Raw genomic sequence first — 16813 nt, forward strand, 5'->3', positions numbered from 1 at the left:
GAGTAACACGATGTCTGAAAATAAATTAAACGTTATCGATTTACATAAGCACTACGGCGAACATGAAGTGCTGAAAGGGGTATCGCTGCAGGCCAACGCGGGTGATGTTATCAGCATTATTGGTTCGTCAGGTTCGGGTAAAAGTACCTTCCTGCGCTGCATAAACTTTCTGGAAAAGCCGAGCGCTGGAACGATTGTGGTTAGCGGCCAGAATATTGGCCTGGTGCGCGACAAAGACGGTCAGTTGAAGGTTGCAGATAAAAATCAGCTGCGTCTGTTACGTACGAGGCTGACGATGGTTTTTCAGCACTTCAACCTGTGGAGTCACATGACGGTGCTGGAAAACGTCATGGAAGCGCCGATTCAGGTGCTGGGGCTGAGCAAGCATGAAGCCCGCGAGCGTGCGGTGAAGTATCTGGCTAAAGTGGGTATTGATGAGCGTGCGCAGGGTAAATATCCGGTGCACCTGTCCGGTGGTCAGCAGCAGCGTGTGTCAATTGCCCGTGCGCTGGCGATGGAGCCGGAGGTTTTACTGTTTGATGAGCCAACCTCGGCGCTTGATCCGGAGTTGGTGGGCGAAGTGCTGCGCATCATGCAACAGCTGGCTGAGGAAGGGAAAACCATGGTGGTCGTGACGCATGAAATGGGGTTTGCCCGCCACGTTTCCTCACACGTTATTTTCCTGCATCAGGGAAAAATCGAAGAAGAGGGCAATCCGGAGCAGGTGTTTGGGAACCCACAAAGCCCGCGTTTACAGCAGTTCCTTAAAGGATCACTGAAGTAATTTAGTTGCCCGGAGGCGCCACGCTTTCCGGGCCTACCGCTTTCACGCGCTGTACTCCAGACGATAAACCCAGTCATCATGCGCTATACCGTTCACTTCATAGGCTTTTTCAAGCACCTGAGTGCGTATAAATCCTGTTTTTTCCAGAACGCGTATCGACCCGGTATTCCCGGCTAATACATAGGCATTTATCGCCGTTACGCCAGCCTGTTGAAAAGCATAATCACACACGGCACGTACGGCTTCGCTGGCAATACCTTTTCCCTGCGCCCGCGGCGTGATGGCATAGCCAATATCAGCTTCCTGAGGATAAAGATGGCTTATCTGTAAGCCAATATCGCCCAGTTGCACCGTGTTGTTGTGCTCCCGGATAACAAAGGTATGTCGAGCGGAAAGGCGTCTGGCGAAGAGCAGGCGAGTATCTTTGGTTGGGGCGATATCGCCCATGAAACGCATGATGTCTGGATTTTCTCGTAGCCGCTGGAAAAAAGGCCAGTCAGCGAGTTGGTACAAAGAGAGGGTAAGTCGGGGTGTTGATATTATCGCCATAACGTCGCCATTGTGGTATTCGGTTTTTTAACCATACCACCACAATGGCAACAGTGAAGGGATATCAGACATTATCTGATGACATCGGCCAGCGCTTCTTCCAAATCGTACCAACGAAATGCAAAACCGGCCGCCTCCAGTCGCTTGGGCAACGCGCGCTGCCCCCCGAGAACCAGCACCGAGGATTCGCCCATCAGCAGTCGCATAGCGGCCGCCGGAACGCGCAGGATTGCCGGGCGGTTTAGGGCATGACCCAGCGCATGGGCAAACTGTTCATTGCGAACCGGGTATGGCGAAACCATATTGAAGGGACCGCGCAGATCGTTATCCAGCAGCCAGATAATCCCGTTGACCATATCGTCAACATGGATCCAGGCCAGGTATTGACGCCCATTGCCGATAGGACCGCCAAGCCCCAGACGAAACGGTGGAACCATCTTTGCGAGGATCCCGCCTGTAGAGGCCAATACAACGCCAGTACGCAGCAAACATACGCGCGTTCTGTCGCCTTGCGCAGCGCTGGCGATCTGTTCCCACCGGGCGCACAACTTATGGGTGAATTCATTATGCGGCGGCTCTTCTTCCGTGACTACAACCTCGCCCAAATCGCCGTAGTATCCCGTAGCGGAACCGGAGATGAGTAAGGCAGGCGGCGTGTCGCTGACCTTGATTAAATCGACCAGTTTCTGCGTAATCCCCCAGCGGCTCTGGCACAAACGCTCTTTTTGCTCAGCGCTCCAGCGTTTGTCAGCGATAGGCTCTCCGGCAAGGTTGATGACAGCATCAATGCCATCAAGGTTTTGCTGCTCTTCCAGCCCTTTCCATAGCGTGACCCGGGAGCCCAGAATCTGACGAGCCTTATCAGGAGTACGTGTCACTACGGTAATCTGATGCCCCAGTTCCAGCAGGCAGGGGATCAAATGACGTCCAATCAGGCCAGTACCGCCGGTAATCAGAATCTGCATGTCGCCTCCCGGGTTACATTTAGCGCTGCCAGCTCAATGTCATGGAAACGGAGTCGGCGTAACGCAATGCGTGAAGTTTATCGATCTCCACTTCAGCATAAGTGACCCAGTGATGTTCGCGTGCGATATCGAGCACATCTTGCGTTAATTTTTCCAACAATGAGAAGCGGTTACTCTCAACGTGCGAAATGATGCTCTTGGTGATGGTGCGATAATTCAGCGCGTCGTTGATATCTTCACTGGTCCGGGCTTTGTCTGCTGGATAGTGAATGGCAATATTGATGACGATATCCTGTCGGTTAAGGATCTCCTCTTCTTTGATGCCGATAAAAGTGCGCAGACGAAGGTTTTTTATACGAATAATTGCGTCAGGTTGTGACATTGCAGGTTTCCTCCATGTATGAACCTTTTCATGATACACGAGAACTGAATCGCGTTAACTTTTCTCGCTTTGTGCTTGCTGCATCGCCCGTTCTGTTGCGGGACGAGTACGGATACGTTCATACCAGTTATTGACCGCCGGATAGTTGTCGAGGTCGATACGCTGGCGCTGGTGGAGATTAATCCACGGCCAGCAGGCAATGTCGGCAATGCTGTAATGATCGCCACCCAGCCAGGGTGATATTTCCAGGCGTTTATTCATGACGTTGTACAGTCGCTGGGTTTCCACCTGATACCGTTCAATGGCGTAGGGAATCGTCTGCGGTGCGAAGTGGCTGAAGTGATGATTTTGTCCCAGCATTGGCCCAAGTCCGCTAACCTGCCAGAAGAGCCACTGCAGCGTGGTGTGGCGCTCGCGTAATTCGCCGCTGAGTAGCTTTCCGCTCTTTTCCGCCAGGTAGAGTAAAATCTCGCCAGACTCAAACAGGCTAATGGGTTTTCCGCCATCCACCGGGGCGCAGTCGATGATGGCCGGGATTTTATTATTCGGTGAAATTAGCAAAAAGTCAGGGCGGAACTGGCTACCTCTGCTGATATCTACATGAATCAGACGGTATTTTAACTGCGCCTCTTCGAGAAACAGCGTGATTTTGTGCCCGTTTGGCGATGGGGTGTAGTAGAGGTCGATCATTTTCAGCGTCCGTTTTGTCATGAACCGGGTCACTACAAGTATAGAAGCTGTCGACGTGCGTGAGTTTTCATCAAGTGACAGTGAGAGGAAGACTCTATATTTTGAAAGCAAGCCAATACACCTCAGAGGACATTATGAGCAAACCTGCAATTACGCTGTGGTCAGATGCCAACTTTTTCTCCCCTTATGTGCTGTCTGTTTATGTCGCTCTGCAAGAGAAAGGGCTACCTTTTACGCTGAAAACTGTCGACCTCAATAGTGGCGAACACTTGCAACCTTCATGGCAAGGCTATGCGCTGACGCGGCGCGTACCGGTTCTGGACATTGACGGTTTTGAACTGAGTGAATCTTCGGCGATTGCCGAATTTCTGGAAGAGCGTTTCGCTCCGCCGCAATGGGAGCGCATTTACCCGCACGATCTACAAAAACGGGCTCGCGCCCGCCAGGTTCAGGCCTGGCTCCGTAGCGATCTGATGCCTATCCGGGAAGAGCGTTCGACGGATGTGGTTTTTGCTGGCGTGCAGAAAGGTCCGTTGACGAAAGCTGGAAGGGCCAGTGCGGAAAAATTGTTTGCTACAGCGGGCAGTTTACTGGCGCACGGTAAGCAGAATTTGTTTGGTGAATGGTGTATCGCAGACAGCGATTTAGCGCTAATGCTTAATCGCCTGGTTCTGAATGGCGATGATGTACCAGAACAGCTCGCGGAGTATGCCACCTTCCAGTGGCAGCGCGCTTCGGTACAACGTTTTATCGCGCTTTCAGCGAAGCGTTCCTGCTGAAAGTAGGGGCGTAATCCAGTATCATTGAAAGGTATTTTTCAACGAGGGGTGTGTGATGAAACTGATGTTCGCATCGGACATTCATGGTTCGTTGCCGGCTACAGAATGCGTACTTGAACGGTTTGCCCAAAGCGGTGCGCAATGGCTGGTGATACTGGGCGATGTATTGAATCATGGGCCGCGTAATGCGCTGCCAGAGGGCTACGCGCCAGCGCAGGTCGCCGAGCGTTTGAATGAGCAGGCGTCGAGGATAATTGCAGTACGCGGTAATTGCGACAGCGAAGTGGATCAGATGCTCCTGCATTTTCCAATAACCGCGCCGTGGCAGCAAATTCTGACTGACAGCCAGCGACTCTTTCTGACGCACGGACATCTTTTTGGTCCGGATAACTTACCAGCGCTAAACGCCGGTGATGTGCTGGTTTATGGGCATACGCATCTGCCGGTGGCTGAGCGACGTGGGAATATCTACCAGTTTAACCCCGGTTCGGTAAGCATCCCGAAAGGGGGATTTACGGCAAGTTACGGGATTCTGGATGATAATGTTCTCAGCGTGATGGCACTCAATGATCAAAGTGTTATTGCACAGGTCGAGATTAATCCGTAAGTTACCCCACAAACGTAAACGCGCCGTAAGAGCGCTAGAAAAAAGAAGGTTTCCTGATGGTGGAACAGCGTCGTTTGGCAAGTACTGAATGGGTGGATATTGTGAATGAAGACAATGAAGTCATCGCACAATCCAGCCGGGAACAAATGCGGGCACAATGCTTGCGCCACCGTGCAACGTATATCGTTGTACACGATGGTATGGGTAAAATTTTGGTTCAGCGTCGCACTGAGACAAAGGACTTTATGCCCGGTATGCTGGATGCTACCGCGGGGGGGGTTGTGCAGGCTGATGAGCAGCTTCTGGACTCCGCGCGTCGTGAAGCGGAAGAAGAATTGGGCATTGCCGGTGTCCCGTTTGCCGAGCATGGTCAGTTTTATTTTGAAGACCAGAACTGTCGCGTCTGGGGGGGGCTGTTTAGCTGTGTTTCCCACGGACCGTTTGCGCTGCAGGAAGAAGAGATTAGTGAAGTGTGCTGGCTGACGCCGGAAGAAATCACCGCGCGCTGTGATGAATTTACACCGGACTCACTGAAAGCCCTGGCGCTGTGGATGACACGCAACGCCAAGAATGAAGGGGCGAAAGCCGAAAAGCAGGAAGAAGCTGAATAAAATCGGCTCATCCGGCCTACAGCGTCAAGAAATCGTGTAGGCCGGGCAATCTATTCTTAATGGTATCCCATTATCTGCGCGCCAATCACCACCACGCTGGACATAATAAACAGCAGTCCCAGCAAGGTTGCTCCCACCTTCAGCCAGTTGCGGAAATCGACCCGGCAAACGCCTAATGTCGCCATCAGTGATGCCGACGTAGGATAGATAATATGGCTGAATCCGTCACCAAACTGGAAAGCCAGAACAGTGACCTGGCGGTTTACGCCAACCAGATCGCCCAACGGTGCCAGCAGCGGCATGGTCAACGCAGCCTGACCGGAGCCGGACGTAACGAAGAAGTTAAACACCGCCTGGAACAGCAGCATAAACCACGCCGCAATGGCGTTATCCAGACCGCTAATGCCGTTGGCGATGCTGTGCAGCAGGGTATTCAGCACGCTGGCATCGCCCGACTCACCATTGCCTACCAGCAGCAATATCCCCTTGGCAAAACCAACCAGCAGGGCAGGGGCAATCATCATGCGCGCCCCCTCAGTAAATGAGGACGCCATGATGTTGACCGTCATGCCGTTGAGCCGAAAGACGACGCCGATAATGCCTATCAGCAAACCCATAGTGAAGAATTGGCTGGCAATCTCAGGAATAAACCATGCGTGAACGATAACGCCCCAAATGACCCACACGATCACGCCCGTCAGCACCATCAGTACCAGCCAGTCGCCGAGCGTGAAGCGGCGCTCAATGACCTCATCTTGCTGTTCGCGGAAGAAACGGTCTGATTCATGCACGCGCGAAAGCAGCGGATTCTTTTTGATGCGTGCCGCGTAGGCCAGCGTGAAGGTCAGGCCAATCATCGTGGCAACGACCCACACCACGATACGCAAACCGGAGCCGGAGAGCACCGGAACGCCCGCAATGCCCTGTGCGACAACCACGCAGAACGGATTCATCCACGAACTGGCAAAACCGATTTGGGTGGCAATGTAGGTCACCAGCACGGTAGTAATGCTGTCGTAACCTAAGCGTACCATCAGCGGTGCGATGATTATCGCAAAGGCGACAGCCTCTTCCCCCATGCCAAATACCGCACCACCCAATGAGAAGAGAATAAACAGCACCGGGATAAATAAGACTTCGTTACCCCGGGTATGGCGGATGAGCGCCAGGATGCCGTTATCAATGGTTCCGGTGCGCATTACGATGCCGAATGCACCGCCAATGACCAGCATAAACATGATGATGCCGACAGCGGTGCCAAATTTGGAGCCGGAGGTTAAGCCTTCGAACGGGAAGTTCATCAGACCAGGACTTTCATCACCGGTGGTAAAGAACTTAACCGGGTGATACTGCTCTTCACCGGCTTCATTGGTCAGAATACGGAAAGAGTGGGGATCAACGACCTTACGAGTCTTGGTTTGCCCATCAACCTGATACTGTACTTCCTGGCTGTCGAACATCCCGACGGGAACAACCCAGGTTGCCAGGCTGGTTAAAATGGCGACGAAAAAAATAATCACCAGCGTGTCGGGCATAGCCCACTTTTTGGCTGGCCGTGTTTCTGTTACTGCTGACATGAAAGACTATCCCTGTTGCAATGCAAAAGAGAGTAAGTATGCAAACAGGAGAATAGTTATTCATTGATGCAGCGCATCCTGGCAAATGTTTCAGATTATGCAAACGGGAAAAACAGATATAAAAAAACCGGAAATATTAGCTATTTCCGGTTTGATAAGCAGGATGTGTTGCCGGATAAAGTATCCGGCACACGCAGCAAATTACTGCTGCTGGGAAGACTGGATCGCGGTCAGAGCGATGGTGTAGACGATATCGTCTACCAGCGCGCCACGAGACAGGTCGTTCACCGGCTTGCGCATACCCTGCAGCATCGGCCCGATGGAGATCAGGTCGGCAGAACGCTGTACCGCTTTGTAGGTGGTGTTACCGGTGTTCAGATCCGGGAAGATGAACACGGTAGCGCGGCCGGCAACCGGAGAGTTCGGCGCTTTAGATTTTGCTACGTCAGCCATAACGGCGGCGTCATACTGCAGCGGACCGTCGATCATCAGGTCAGGACGTTTTTCCTGCGCCAGACGAGTCGCTTCGCGAACTTTCTCTACGTCGCTACCTGCACCAGAAGTACCGGTGGAGTAGGAGAGCATTGCTACGCGCGGTTCGATACCGAAAGCCGTTGCGGAATCAGCGGACTGAATCGCGATCTCTGCCAGCTGCTCTGCGGTTGGATCCGGGTTGATCGCGCAGTCGCCGTAGACGTAAACCTGATCCGGCAGCAGCATGAAGAACACGGAAGATACCAGTGAACTGCCCGGTGCAGTTTTGATCAGCTGCAGCGGCGGACGAATGGTATTCGCGGTGGTGTGAACTGCACCAGAAACCAGGCCGTCAACGTCGTCCTGTTCCAGCATCAGGGTACCGAGAACCACGTTGTCTTCCAGCTGTTCGCGGGCAACGGTTTCGGTCATACCTTTGTTTTTACGCAGTTCGACCAGGCGAGCAACATAGCTTTCGCGAACCACATCCGGGTCAACGATTTCTACGCCAGCGCCCAGTTCAACGCCCTGAGAGGCCGCAACGCGGGTGATCTCATCCGGGTTACCCAACAGTACGCAGGTTGCGATACCACGTTCAGCACAGATAGCCGCAGCTTTAACGGTACGCGGTTCGTCGCCTTCTGGCAGAACAACGCGTTTGCCCGCTTTACGCGCTAGCTCGGTCAACTGATAACGGAACGCTGGTGGAGACAGACGGCGGCTGCGCTCAGACGTTGCGGTCAGAGATTCAATCCAGTCAGCGTTGATGAAGTTAGCAACGTATTCCTGAACTTTTTCGATACGCTCGTGGTCGTCAACCGGAACTTCCAGGTTGAAGCTCTGCAGGCTCAGAGAGGTCTGCCAGGTGTTGGTGTTTACCATGAATACCGGCAGGCCGGTTTCGAATGCACGTTCGCACAGTTTGGTAATGCGCGCGTCCATTTCGTAGCCGCCGGTCAGCAGCAGGGCGCCAATTTCTACGCCGTTCATCGCTGCCAGGCATGCAGCAACCAGCACGTCCGGACGGTCAGCGGAAGTCACCAGCAGGGAACCTGCGCGGAAGTGTTCCAGCATGTGCGGAATGCTGCGTGCGCAGAAAGTCACAGACTTCACGCGGCGGGTATTGATATCGCCTTCGTTTACGATGGTGGCGTTCAGGTGACGCGCCATATCGATTGCACGGGTGGCGATCAGATCGAAGCTCCATGGCACCGCGCCCAGAACCGGCAGCGGGCTGGATTCCTGCAGTTTAGCCGGATCAACTTTGATCACTTTCGCTTTGGAAGAGTCGTCGAAAATTTCAGACAGATCCGGGCGAGTACGGCCCTGCTCATCAACCGGTGCGTTCAGTTTATTAACGATTACGCCAGTGATGTTGGTGTTTTTCGCGCCGCCGAAGCTGCTGCGAGTCAGTTCAATACGCTCGTTCAGCTGTTCCGGTGTATCGGTACCCTGAGACATAACGAAGACGATTTCCGCGTTCAGCGTTTTCGCGATTTCGTAGTTCAGAGACTGCGCGAACTGATGTTTACGGGTTGGGACCAGGCCTTCAACCAGTACAACTTCAGCGTCTTTAGTGTTCGCGTGGTAGTTCGCGATGATCTCTTCCATCAGCACATCTTTCTGATTGCTGGACAGCAGAGATTCAACGTGGCTCATCTTCAGCGGCTCAGCGGCTGGCAGAGAAGAGTTAGCACGCACGATGCTGGTAGTCTGGTCTGGCGCATCGCCACCGGCACGCGGTTGAGCGATCGGCTTGAAGACGCTCAGACGAACGCCTTTGCGTTCCATTGCGCGGATCACGCCAAGGCTGACGCTGGTCAGACCGACGCTGGTTCCGGTAGGGATCAGCATAATAATACGGGACACGGTTTATCCTCTTTCGTTACCGCCCGTTTCAGGCGGGTTACAAAACAGCACCGCCAGCTAGGCTGGCGGTGTGAAATCAGGCGGTCAGACGGCTCGCGTCTTGCGCGATAACCAGTTCTTCGTTGGTTGGGATAACCACCGCAGGACGGGTACCTTCTTTGTTGATGAAACCAGATTTGCCGAAACGTGCGGCCAGGTTACGTTCATGGTCAACTTCAAAGCCCAGAACGCCCAGTTTGCCCAGAGACAGTTCACGAACCATCGCGGCGTTTTCACCGATACCACCGGTGAAGACAACGGCATCCAGACGACCATCCATCAGCGCAGTGTAAGAACCGATATATTTCGCCAGACGGTGGCAGTAAACGTCCATTGCACGTTTAGCGTCTTCTTTAGTCGCATAGTTATCTTCAACATAACGGCAGTCGCTGGTGACTTCGGTCAGACCCAGCAGGCCAGACTCTTTAGTCAGCATTTTGTTGATCTGGTCAACGCTCATGCCCAGGGTGTCGTGCAGGTGGAAGATGATCGCCGGGTCGATGTCACCGGAACGCGTACCCATCACCAGACCTTCCAGCGGGGTCAGACCCATGGAGGTATCAACACATTTACCGTTACGGATAGCAGATACAGAACCGCCGTTGCCCAGGTGGCAAGTGATGATGTTCAGCTCATCAACCGGTTTGTTCAGCACTTTAGCCGCTTCCTGCGTGACGAAGAAGTGGCTGGTACCGTGTGCGCCGTAACGACGTACACCGTGTTCTTTGTACAGGCTGTACGGCAGAGCATAGAGGTAAGATTCTTCCGGCATAGTCTGATGGAACGCGGTGTCGAATACGGCCACGTTTTTGTCTTTCAGATGCGGGAAGGATTTCAGCGCTTCTGCGATACCGATCAGGTGTGCAGGGTTGTGCAGCGGTGCAAAAGAGGCTGCATCTTTGATACCCTGAATAACGGAATCGTCGATAACCACAGAGCCGGTGTATTTTTCGCCGCCGTGAACAACACGGTGACCAATCGCAGTCAGCTGAGCAGACAGTTCTGGTTTTTGTGCCAGAATAGTATTAACGATAAAATTCAGCGCTTCACTGTGAGCGGCGCCTGCACCTAAAGCCGCTTCTTGTTTACCGCCATCCATTTTCCATTTGATACGTGCTTCTGGGAGATGGAAACATTCGGCTAAACCAGAAAGGTATTCTTCACCGTTTACTGCATCGATGATGGCAAATTTCAGTGAGGAGCTACCGCAGTTCAGAACCAGTACTAACTTACTCGACATGGAAGTACCTATTTATGATACGTGGCTAAAAAAACGTCAGGAAGTCATAGAGCGTAGCGCATGATGACACCGACGTTTATGATTAACATCATGCGCCAGGGTCTTTTTGGGCACGATGGAATAAATACCTTTGAGTCTATGTCATTTTGCGTATTTTTCAGCCAATGGCATACTATGTGTCAATTTGACGACTCAATGATTTTGGACTAAAGGCCTTACAGGCCGGCACAGGATACCTGAATGTGGGTGTCAAAGACAAAATGTTTTGAACGATGTCCTTTGTAGTTGTTGTTTTGCGCAAATTTTTTAATTTTTATATGTGAAGTTGAGGTAACCGCCATGTCGACACCGGATAATCGTTCCGTCAATTTTTTTAGCTTGTTTCGCCGGGGGCAGCACTACGCTAAGACGTGGCCAATGGAAAAGCGCCTCGCGCCCGTGTTTGTAGAGAACCGCGTGATCCGTATGACGCGTTACGCCATCCGTTTTATGCCGCCCATCGCCGTCTTCACCTTATGCTGGCAAATTGCGCTAGGGGGGCAGTTGGGACCGGCCGTGGCGACTGCGCTGTTTGCGCTCAGCCTGCCGATGCAGGGTATGTGGTGGCTGGGTAAACGTTCCGTGACGCCGCTGCCGCCTTCAATACTCAACTGGTTCTACGAAGTTCGGGGTAAATTGCAGGAAGCCGGACAGGCGCTCTCTCCGGTTGAAGGAAAGCCGGATTACCAGGCGCTGGCTGACACGCTTAAGCGTGCCTTCAAACAACTGGATAAAACTTTCCTCGATGATTTGTAATTGACCCCTGATTACGCATATAAAAGAAGGCACAAGATGCCTTCTTTTTTTTCATCGCAGTAGTAGTGATACAGGAGTCCCAAATGGAAATGACCAACGCTCAACGTCTGATTTTGTCTAATCAGTACAAAATGATGACTATGCTCGATCCCACTAACGCCGAGCGTTATCGTCGTTTGCAGACGATTATTGAACGCGGTTACGGCTTGCAGATGCGCGAGCTGGATCGTGAGTTTGGTGAGCTGACGGAAGAAACCTGTCGTACGATTATCGATATTATGGAGATGTATCACGCATTACATGTGTCCTGGACTAATCTTAAGGATGCGCAGGCTATTGATGAGCGCCGCGTGACGTTCCTCGGTTTTGACGCCGCAACGGAAGCCCGTTTCCTCGGGTATGTTCGCTTTATGGTCAATGTGGAAGGTCGCTATACCCACTTTGATGCGGGTACGCATGGCTTCAACGCCCAGACTCCGATGTGGGAAAAATATCAGCGTATGTTGAACGTCTGGCACTCTTGCCCGCGCCAGTATCATCTGAGCGCGAATGAAATTAACCAAATCATTAATGCCTGAGGGGGCGAGCGTGCAGTGCAAAGGTTTTCTGTTTGATCTGGATGGAACGCTGGTCGATTCCTTACCCGCAGTAGAACGCGCGTGGTGCAACTGGGCCGATCGTTTTGGCCTCGATCACGCCGAGGTGCTCGGTTTTATTCATGGCAAGCAGGCCATTACCTCTCTGAGACACTTTATGGTGGGTAAGTCTGAGGCCGAGATCGCCGCGGAGTTCACCCGCCTGGAGCAGATCGAAGCGACGGAAACCGCAGGGATCACCGCGCTGCCGGGGGCGGTTGATTTACTCAATCACCTCAATAAAGCTGGCATTCCATGGGCGATTGTGACCTCCGGATCGATGCCGGTCGCACGGGCGCGCCATCGTGTCGCGGGGCTTCCCGCTCCAGAAGTGTTTGTCACCGCTGAGCGGGTAAAAAGAGGGAAACCAGAACCAGACGCTTATCTGCTAGGCGCTCAGCTTCTGGGGCTTGCGCCACAGGAGTGTGCGGTAGTGGAAGATGCGCCCGCCGGGGTGCTTTCAGGACTGGCGGCTGGGTGTCATGTGATCGCGGTCAATGCGCCTGCGGACACGCCGCGTCTGGACGAGGTCGATTTTTCGCTGACCAGTCTGGAACATATTTCTGTGACCAAACAACCTAACGGAAATGTGGTCGTTGTAAGAAATACCTGATCATGATTTAGCCCCAGATTGTTGGGGCTTTTTTATGGCAGAATCGACTCATCCCTCTCATTTAACAAGGATATGTTGTGAACGGTGAATTGATATGGGTTCTCTCATTGCTGGCGATTGCCGTCGTCTTGTTTGCAACTGGCAGAGTGCGTATGGACGCGATCGCTTTGCTGGTCATTATTGCCTTTGTTCTGAGTGGAACATTGAGCATCACAGAAGCCTTTTCCGGATTCAGCGATCCTAACGTTATTTTGATAGCGGCTTTGTTCATTATCGGCGACGGCCTGGTGCGTACCGGGGTGGCGACGGTAATGGGTGCCTGGCTGGTGAAGGTGGCCGGCAGTAGTGAAGTCAAAATGCTGGTTTTGCTGATGATTACCGTTGCCGGACTCGGTGCCTTTATGAGTTCCACCGGTGTAGTCGCGATTTTTATTCCTGTTGTTTTAAGCGTATCTATGCGCATGCAAACCTCTCCCTCACGCCTGATGATGCCGCTTAGCTTCGCGGGGCTTATCAGCGGTATGATGACGCTGGTGGCGACACCACCGAACCTGGTCGTCAACAGTGAGTTACTGCGCGAGGGACTTAACGGCTTCAGTTTTTTCAGCGTGACTCCGTTGGGGCTGGTTGTTCTGGTGCTCGGCATCATTTACATGCTGCTGATGCGTTTTATGCTCAAGGGTGAGGACTCGGGGCAACAGGGGGATGGCTGGAAACGCCGGACCTTTCGCGATCTTATCAAAGAGTATCGTCTGACGGGGCGTGCCCGCCGCCTGGCTATTCGTCCCGGCTCGCCGATGATTGGCCAGCGTCTTGACGACCTGAAGCTACGCGAGCGCTACGGGGCGAACGTGATTGGTGTTGAGCGCTGGCGTCGCTTTCGTCGTGTGATAGTTGACGTAAACGGGGTTTCTGAGTTTCGCGCCCGTGATGTATTGCTGATTGATATGTCCGCGGCTGATGTCGATCTGCGCGAATTCTGCAGTGAACAATTGCTGGAGCCGATGGTGTTGCGCGGCGAGTATTTTTCCGAACAGGCGCTTGATGTGGGGATGGCTGAGATTTCGTTGATCCCGGAATCAGAATTAATCGGTAAAACGGTACGGGAAATCGCGTTTCGTACGCGTTACGGCCTGAACGTCGTCGGAGTGAAGCGTGATGGTTCGGCGATGGACGGTGCGGTGGTGGATGAACCGTTGCTGATGGGCGATATCATTCTGGTCGTGGGTAACTGGAAACTTATCACATCGCTGGGTAAAAAAGGCCGCGACTTTGTGGTGTTGAACATGCCGGTCGAAGTCAGTGAAGCGTCTCCGGCACACAGCCAGGCACCGCACGCGATTTTCTGCCTGGTGCTGATGGTCGCCCTGATGCTCACCGATGAAATACCCAATACGGTGGCCGCAATTATCGCCTGCCTGCTGATGGGGAAATTCCGGTGTATTGATGCAGAGAGCGCCTATAAGGCGATCCACTGGCCAAGCATTATCTTGATCGTCGGGATGATGCCTTTCGCACTGGCTTTACAAAAGACCGGCGGTGTCGATCTGGTGGTAAAAGGACTCATGGACGTCGGTGGGGGATATGGCCCGTACATGATGCTGGGTTGTCTGTTTGTCCTGTGTGCGACCATTGGCTTATTTATCTCGAATACTGCAACAGCGGTGCTGATGGCGCCGATTGCGTTAGCGGCTGCGAAGTCGATGGGGGTTTCGCCCTATCCTTTTGCAATGGTCATTGCGATGGCCGCATCTGCAGCCTTTATGACGCCAGTCTCATCACCCGTCAACACGCTGGTATTGGGGCCGGGTAACTATAGCTTTAGCGACTTCGTGAAAATTGGTGTGCCATTTACGGTGATCGTGATGGCGGTGTGTGTGGTGATGATCCCTATGTTGTTCCCGTTTTGACCACCGCAGTAAACGCCTGATGGCGCTGCGCTTATCAGGCCTACGGATATCACGCTACCTGTAGGCCGGATAAGGCGTTAGCCGCCATCCGGCAAAATCGTTTAAAGCGGTGAATCCTGACTAATTTCATCCAGTGAAAGATGGAAGCTTGGGACAAAGATCGCTAAAAAATAGTCCATCTCTTCACTACGCCGTGACTCCAGCGTTTTTTCCAGCCGTGTTTTTGCAAGCAGAAATTCGTTGTTACCGGCTGAAAGCTCTTCCAGACATTTCAGATAGGCGCACAGGGCATCGGCCTGCTTCACAATCGCTCTCTCTTCATCGCTGCTGGCGTGCTCATCAATTAACGGCGCAAAAATATCGCGCAGCTCATCGGGAACCATATCGACCAGCTTTTGCTGGGCAATTTTCTCTATCGCTTTATATTCCTGAGCAATCTGCGAGTTGAAATATTTCACCGGGGTAGGGAGATCGCCGGTCAGCACTTCGGAGGCATCGTGATACATCGCCAGCAGGGCAATACGTTCAGCATTAACCTGACCGCCAAATTTACGGTTTTTGATCGCGGCCAGCGCATGAGCAACCATGGCGACCTGCAGACTGTGTTCAGACACGTTTTCGGTGCGCACGTTGCGCATCAGCGGCCAGCGGTTAATGAGTTTCAGACGAGATAGGTGGGCAAAAAAATGACTCTGCTTCATAACGACCCTTACTCAGTGACTTCAGTAAAGGTATTTTGCGCAGAGAGTGCTACCGGATGCAAATCTCGGTAGCACTCTACGTTATTACAGCTGGTGATAGCCTGACAGGAAGCGCTCGAATTTACTCAGCGACATTTCGATATCGTCAATACGCGGCAGCGTGACGATACGGAAATGATCCGGCCACGGCCAGTTGAATGCCGTACCCTGAACCAGCAGCACTTTTTCCTGTAGCAGAAAGTCCAGAACCATTTTCTGGTCATCATGAATATTGAAGCGTTTGGCATCAATTTTCGGGAACATATACAGCGCGCCGCGCGGTTTCACACAGGAAACGCCCGGAATATCATTAAGTAATTCCCAGGCCCGGTTGCGTTGTTCATACAAACGTCCGCCTGGCATGATAAATTCGCTGATGCTCTGGTATCCACCCAGCGCGGTTTGAATGGCGTGTTGCGCTGGAACGTTGGCGCACAAACGCATGGAGGCCAGCATTTCAAGACCTTCAATATACCCTTTGGCATGTTTCTTCGGTCCGTTCAGTACCATCCAGCCCTGGCGGAACCCCGCAACACGGTAAGTTTTTGACAGGCCGTTGAAGGTAATAGTCAGCAGATCCGGGGCCATTGCCGCAATTGAGTGATGCTCGGCATCATCATAGAGAATTTTGTCATAAATCTCGTCAGCAAAGATAATGAGGTTGTTCTGGCGAGCAATCTCAACAATCTCCATCAGCAGCTCTTTAGAGTAAACGGCACCGGTAGGATTGTTTGGATTGATGATGACGATCCCACGTGTGCGCGGGGTGATTTTTGCCCGAATATCATCAAGGTCCGGGAACCAGTCTGACGATTCATCACACAGGTAGTGCACGGCATTACCGCCAGAGAGCGATACTGCCGCTGTCCACAGCGGGTAATCGGGTGCAGGAACCAGCATTTCGTCCCCACTGTTCAGCAACGCCTGCATCGCCTGAACGATTAATTCAGAAACGCCGTTACCGATATAAATGTCCTCCACGGTAACATCGCGCATCCCGCGGGCCTGGTAATGCTGCATGATCGCTTTGCGGGCTGAATAAAGACCTTTTGAATCGCAATACCCTTGTGCGGTGGGCAAATTGCGGATCACATCGACCAGAATTTCATCTGGTGCTTCAAACCCGAATGGCGCAGGGTTGCCGATGTTGAGTTTGAGAACTTTATTGCCTTCTTCTTCCAGGCGCTTTGCTTCCTTCAGAACCGGGCCACGAATGTCATAACAGACATTTTCTAATTTGCTGGATTTTTCAATGGGGGACATGAATCTTGACCTTTTTAGCTGTGAATGCCACTCCCTGCCGTGGAAGTCAGCACAGAACAATGTACTCCCCCGACGGTGAGTTTTGAAGGGTCTTTAGTAGAAGATTTTGAAAGTTGCGAGGTTATAATTAACTGGTAATAACTAAATAATGAAATTAATATAGAATTATAATCTTGTTATTTTGTTTTTTGTGGTTATATGTTTTGTAATGGCGACTTGGATATGGTGATTTGTTTGGCTAAAAATAGTGAGATGTGCAAAGCGGTGCGCGGTCGGCAGTATCTGCTGTAT

At 52.4% G+C, this 16813-nt stretch carries 17 protein-coding genes; 8 read left to right on the forward strand and 9 right to left on the reverse strand.

What is annotated here, in order from left to right:
* Positions 1–10 precede the first annotated feature (10 nt).
* Complete coding sequence (hisP, locus tag IB196_RS07135; RefSeq protein WP_005129511.1) at positions 11–784, forward strand: histidine ABC transporter ATP-binding protein HisP; 774 nt, start codon at positions 11–13, stop codon at positions 782–784.
* Positions 785–826: 42 nt separating this feature from the next.
* Here hisP and IB196_RS07140 read toward each other — a convergent pair whose 3' ends face one another.
* The 4 genes from IB196_RS07140 to yfcG form a co-directional block, all read right to left on the reverse strand.
* Positions 827–1333, reverse strand: coding sequence for a GNAT family N-acetyltransferase (locus tag IB196_RS07140; RefSeq protein WP_188232037.1), 507 nt, complete (start codon positions 1331–1333; stop codon positions 827–829).
* 71 nt (positions 1334–1404) lie between these two features.
* Positions 1405–2298 (reverse strand): TIGR01777 family oxidoreductase, encoded by an 894-nt coding sequence (locus tag IB196_RS07145; RefSeq protein WP_188232038.1) that lies wholly within the window; start codon positions 2296–2298, stop codon positions 1405–1407.
* A 19-nt stretch (positions 2299–2317) separates the two neighbouring features.
* Positions 2318–2680 (reverse strand): dihydroneopterin triphosphate 2'-epimerase, encoded by a 363-nt coding sequence (gene folX, locus IB196_RS07150; protein WP_005129505.1) that lies wholly within the window; start codon positions 2678–2680, stop codon positions 2318–2320.
* 54 nt (positions 2681–2734) lie between these two features.
* Positions 2735–3370, reverse strand: coding sequence for a GSH-dependent disulfide bond oxidoreductase (gene yfcG, locus IB196_RS07155; protein WP_005129504.1), 636 nt, complete (start codon positions 3368–3370; stop codon positions 2735–2737).
* A gap of 134 nt (positions 3371–3504) precedes the next feature.
* Here yfcG and yfcF point away from each other — a divergent pair, with 134 nt between their 5' ends.
* From yfcF to yfcD, 3 genes are read left to right on the forward strand one after another with little or no spacing between them, the layout of a single operon-like run.
* On the forward strand, positions 3505–4149 hold the full coding sequence (yfcF, locus tag IB196_RS07160) for a glutathione transferase (RefSeq protein WP_005129502.1): 645 nt from the start codon (positions 3505–3507) through the stop codon (positions 4147–4149).
* A gap of 55 nt (positions 4150–4204) precedes the next feature.
* Complete coding sequence (gene yfcE, locus IB196_RS07165) at positions 4205–4756, forward strand: phosphodiesterase (RefSeq protein WP_188232039.1); 552 nt, start codon at positions 4205–4207, stop codon at positions 4754–4756.
* Positions 4757–4812: 56 nt separating this feature from the next.
* Positions 4813–5367: an NUDIX hydrolase YfcD gene (gene yfcD / locus IB196_RS07170; RefSeq protein ID WP_040230136.1), complete on the forward strand. Its 555-nt coding sequence runs from the start codon at positions 4813–4815 to the stop codon at positions 5365–5367.
* A 56-nt stretch (positions 5368–5423) separates the two neighbouring features.
* Here yfcD and yfcC read toward each other — a convergent pair whose 3' ends face one another.
* The 3 genes from yfcC to ackA form a co-directional block, all read right to left on the reverse strand.
* Positions 5424–6944, reverse strand: a complete 1521-nt coding sequence (gene yfcC / locus IB196_RS07175; RefSeq protein WP_040230135.1) for a putative basic amino acid antiporter YfcC — start codon at positions 6942–6944, stop codon at positions 5424–5426.
* A gap of 201 nt (positions 6945–7145) precedes the next feature.
* Entirely contained in the window at positions 7146–9287 is a 2142-nt protein-coding gene (gene pta, locus IB196_RS07180; RefSeq protein ID WP_005129493.1) for a phosphate acetyltransferase, read from the reverse strand.
* Positions 9288–9363: 76 nt separating this feature from the next.
* Entirely contained in the window at positions 9364–10566 is a 1203-nt protein-coding gene (ackA, locus tag IB196_RS07185; RefSeq protein WP_005129491.1) for an acetate kinase, read from the reverse strand.
* Between the two features lie 339 nt (positions 10567–10905).
* Here ackA and yfbV point away from each other — a divergent pair, with 339 nt between their 5' ends.
* From yfbV to IB196_RS07205, 4 genes are all read left to right on the forward strand, one after another.
* A complete protein-coding gene (gene yfbV, locus IB196_RS07190; RefSeq protein WP_003028087.1) occupies positions 10906–11361 on the forward strand; it encodes a terminus macrodomain insulation protein YfbV in 456 nt (151 codons plus the stop codon).
* Positions 11362–11444: 83 nt separating this feature from the next.
* On the forward strand, positions 11445–11939 hold the full coding sequence (locus tag IB196_RS07195) for a YfbU family protein (protein WP_003028086.1): 495 nt from the start codon (positions 11445–11447) through the stop codon (positions 11937–11939).
* Complete coding sequence (locus tag IB196_RS07200; protein ID WP_087051296.1) at positions 11932–12609, forward strand: sugar phosphatase; 678 nt, start codon at positions 11932–11934, stop codon at positions 12607–12609. Before IB196_RS07195 ends, IB196_RS07200 begins: the two co-directional genes overlap by 8 nt.
* A gap of 77 nt (positions 12610–12686) precedes the next feature.
* Positions 12687–14519, forward strand: coding sequence for an SLC13 family permease (locus IB196_RS07205; RefSeq protein WP_005129486.1), 1833 nt, complete (start codon positions 12687–12689; stop codon positions 14517–14519).
* Positions 14520–14620: 101 nt separating this feature from the next.
* On the opposite strand, the gene yfbR is transcribed toward IB196_RS07205, so the two are convergent.
* Both yfbR and alaA read right to left on the reverse strand, forming a co-directional pair.
* Positions 14621–15220: a 5'-deoxynucleotidase gene (yfbR, locus tag IB196_RS07210; RefSeq protein ID WP_005129485.1), complete on the reverse strand. Its 600-nt coding sequence runs from the start codon at positions 15218–15220 to the stop codon at positions 14621–14623.
* Between the two features lie 84 nt (positions 15221–15304).
* Complete coding sequence (alaA, locus tag IB196_RS07215; RefSeq protein WP_005129483.1) at positions 15305–16522, reverse strand: alanine transaminase AlaA; 1218 nt, start codon at positions 16520–16522, stop codon at positions 15305–15307.
* Between the last annotated feature and the right edge of the window lie 291 nt (positions 16523–16813).

The organism is Citrobacter sp. C6_1 (assembly GCF_014596835.2).
GTDB lineage: Bacteria > Pseudomonadota > Gammaproteobacteria > Enterobacterales > Enterobacteriaceae > Citrobacter > Citrobacter pasteurii.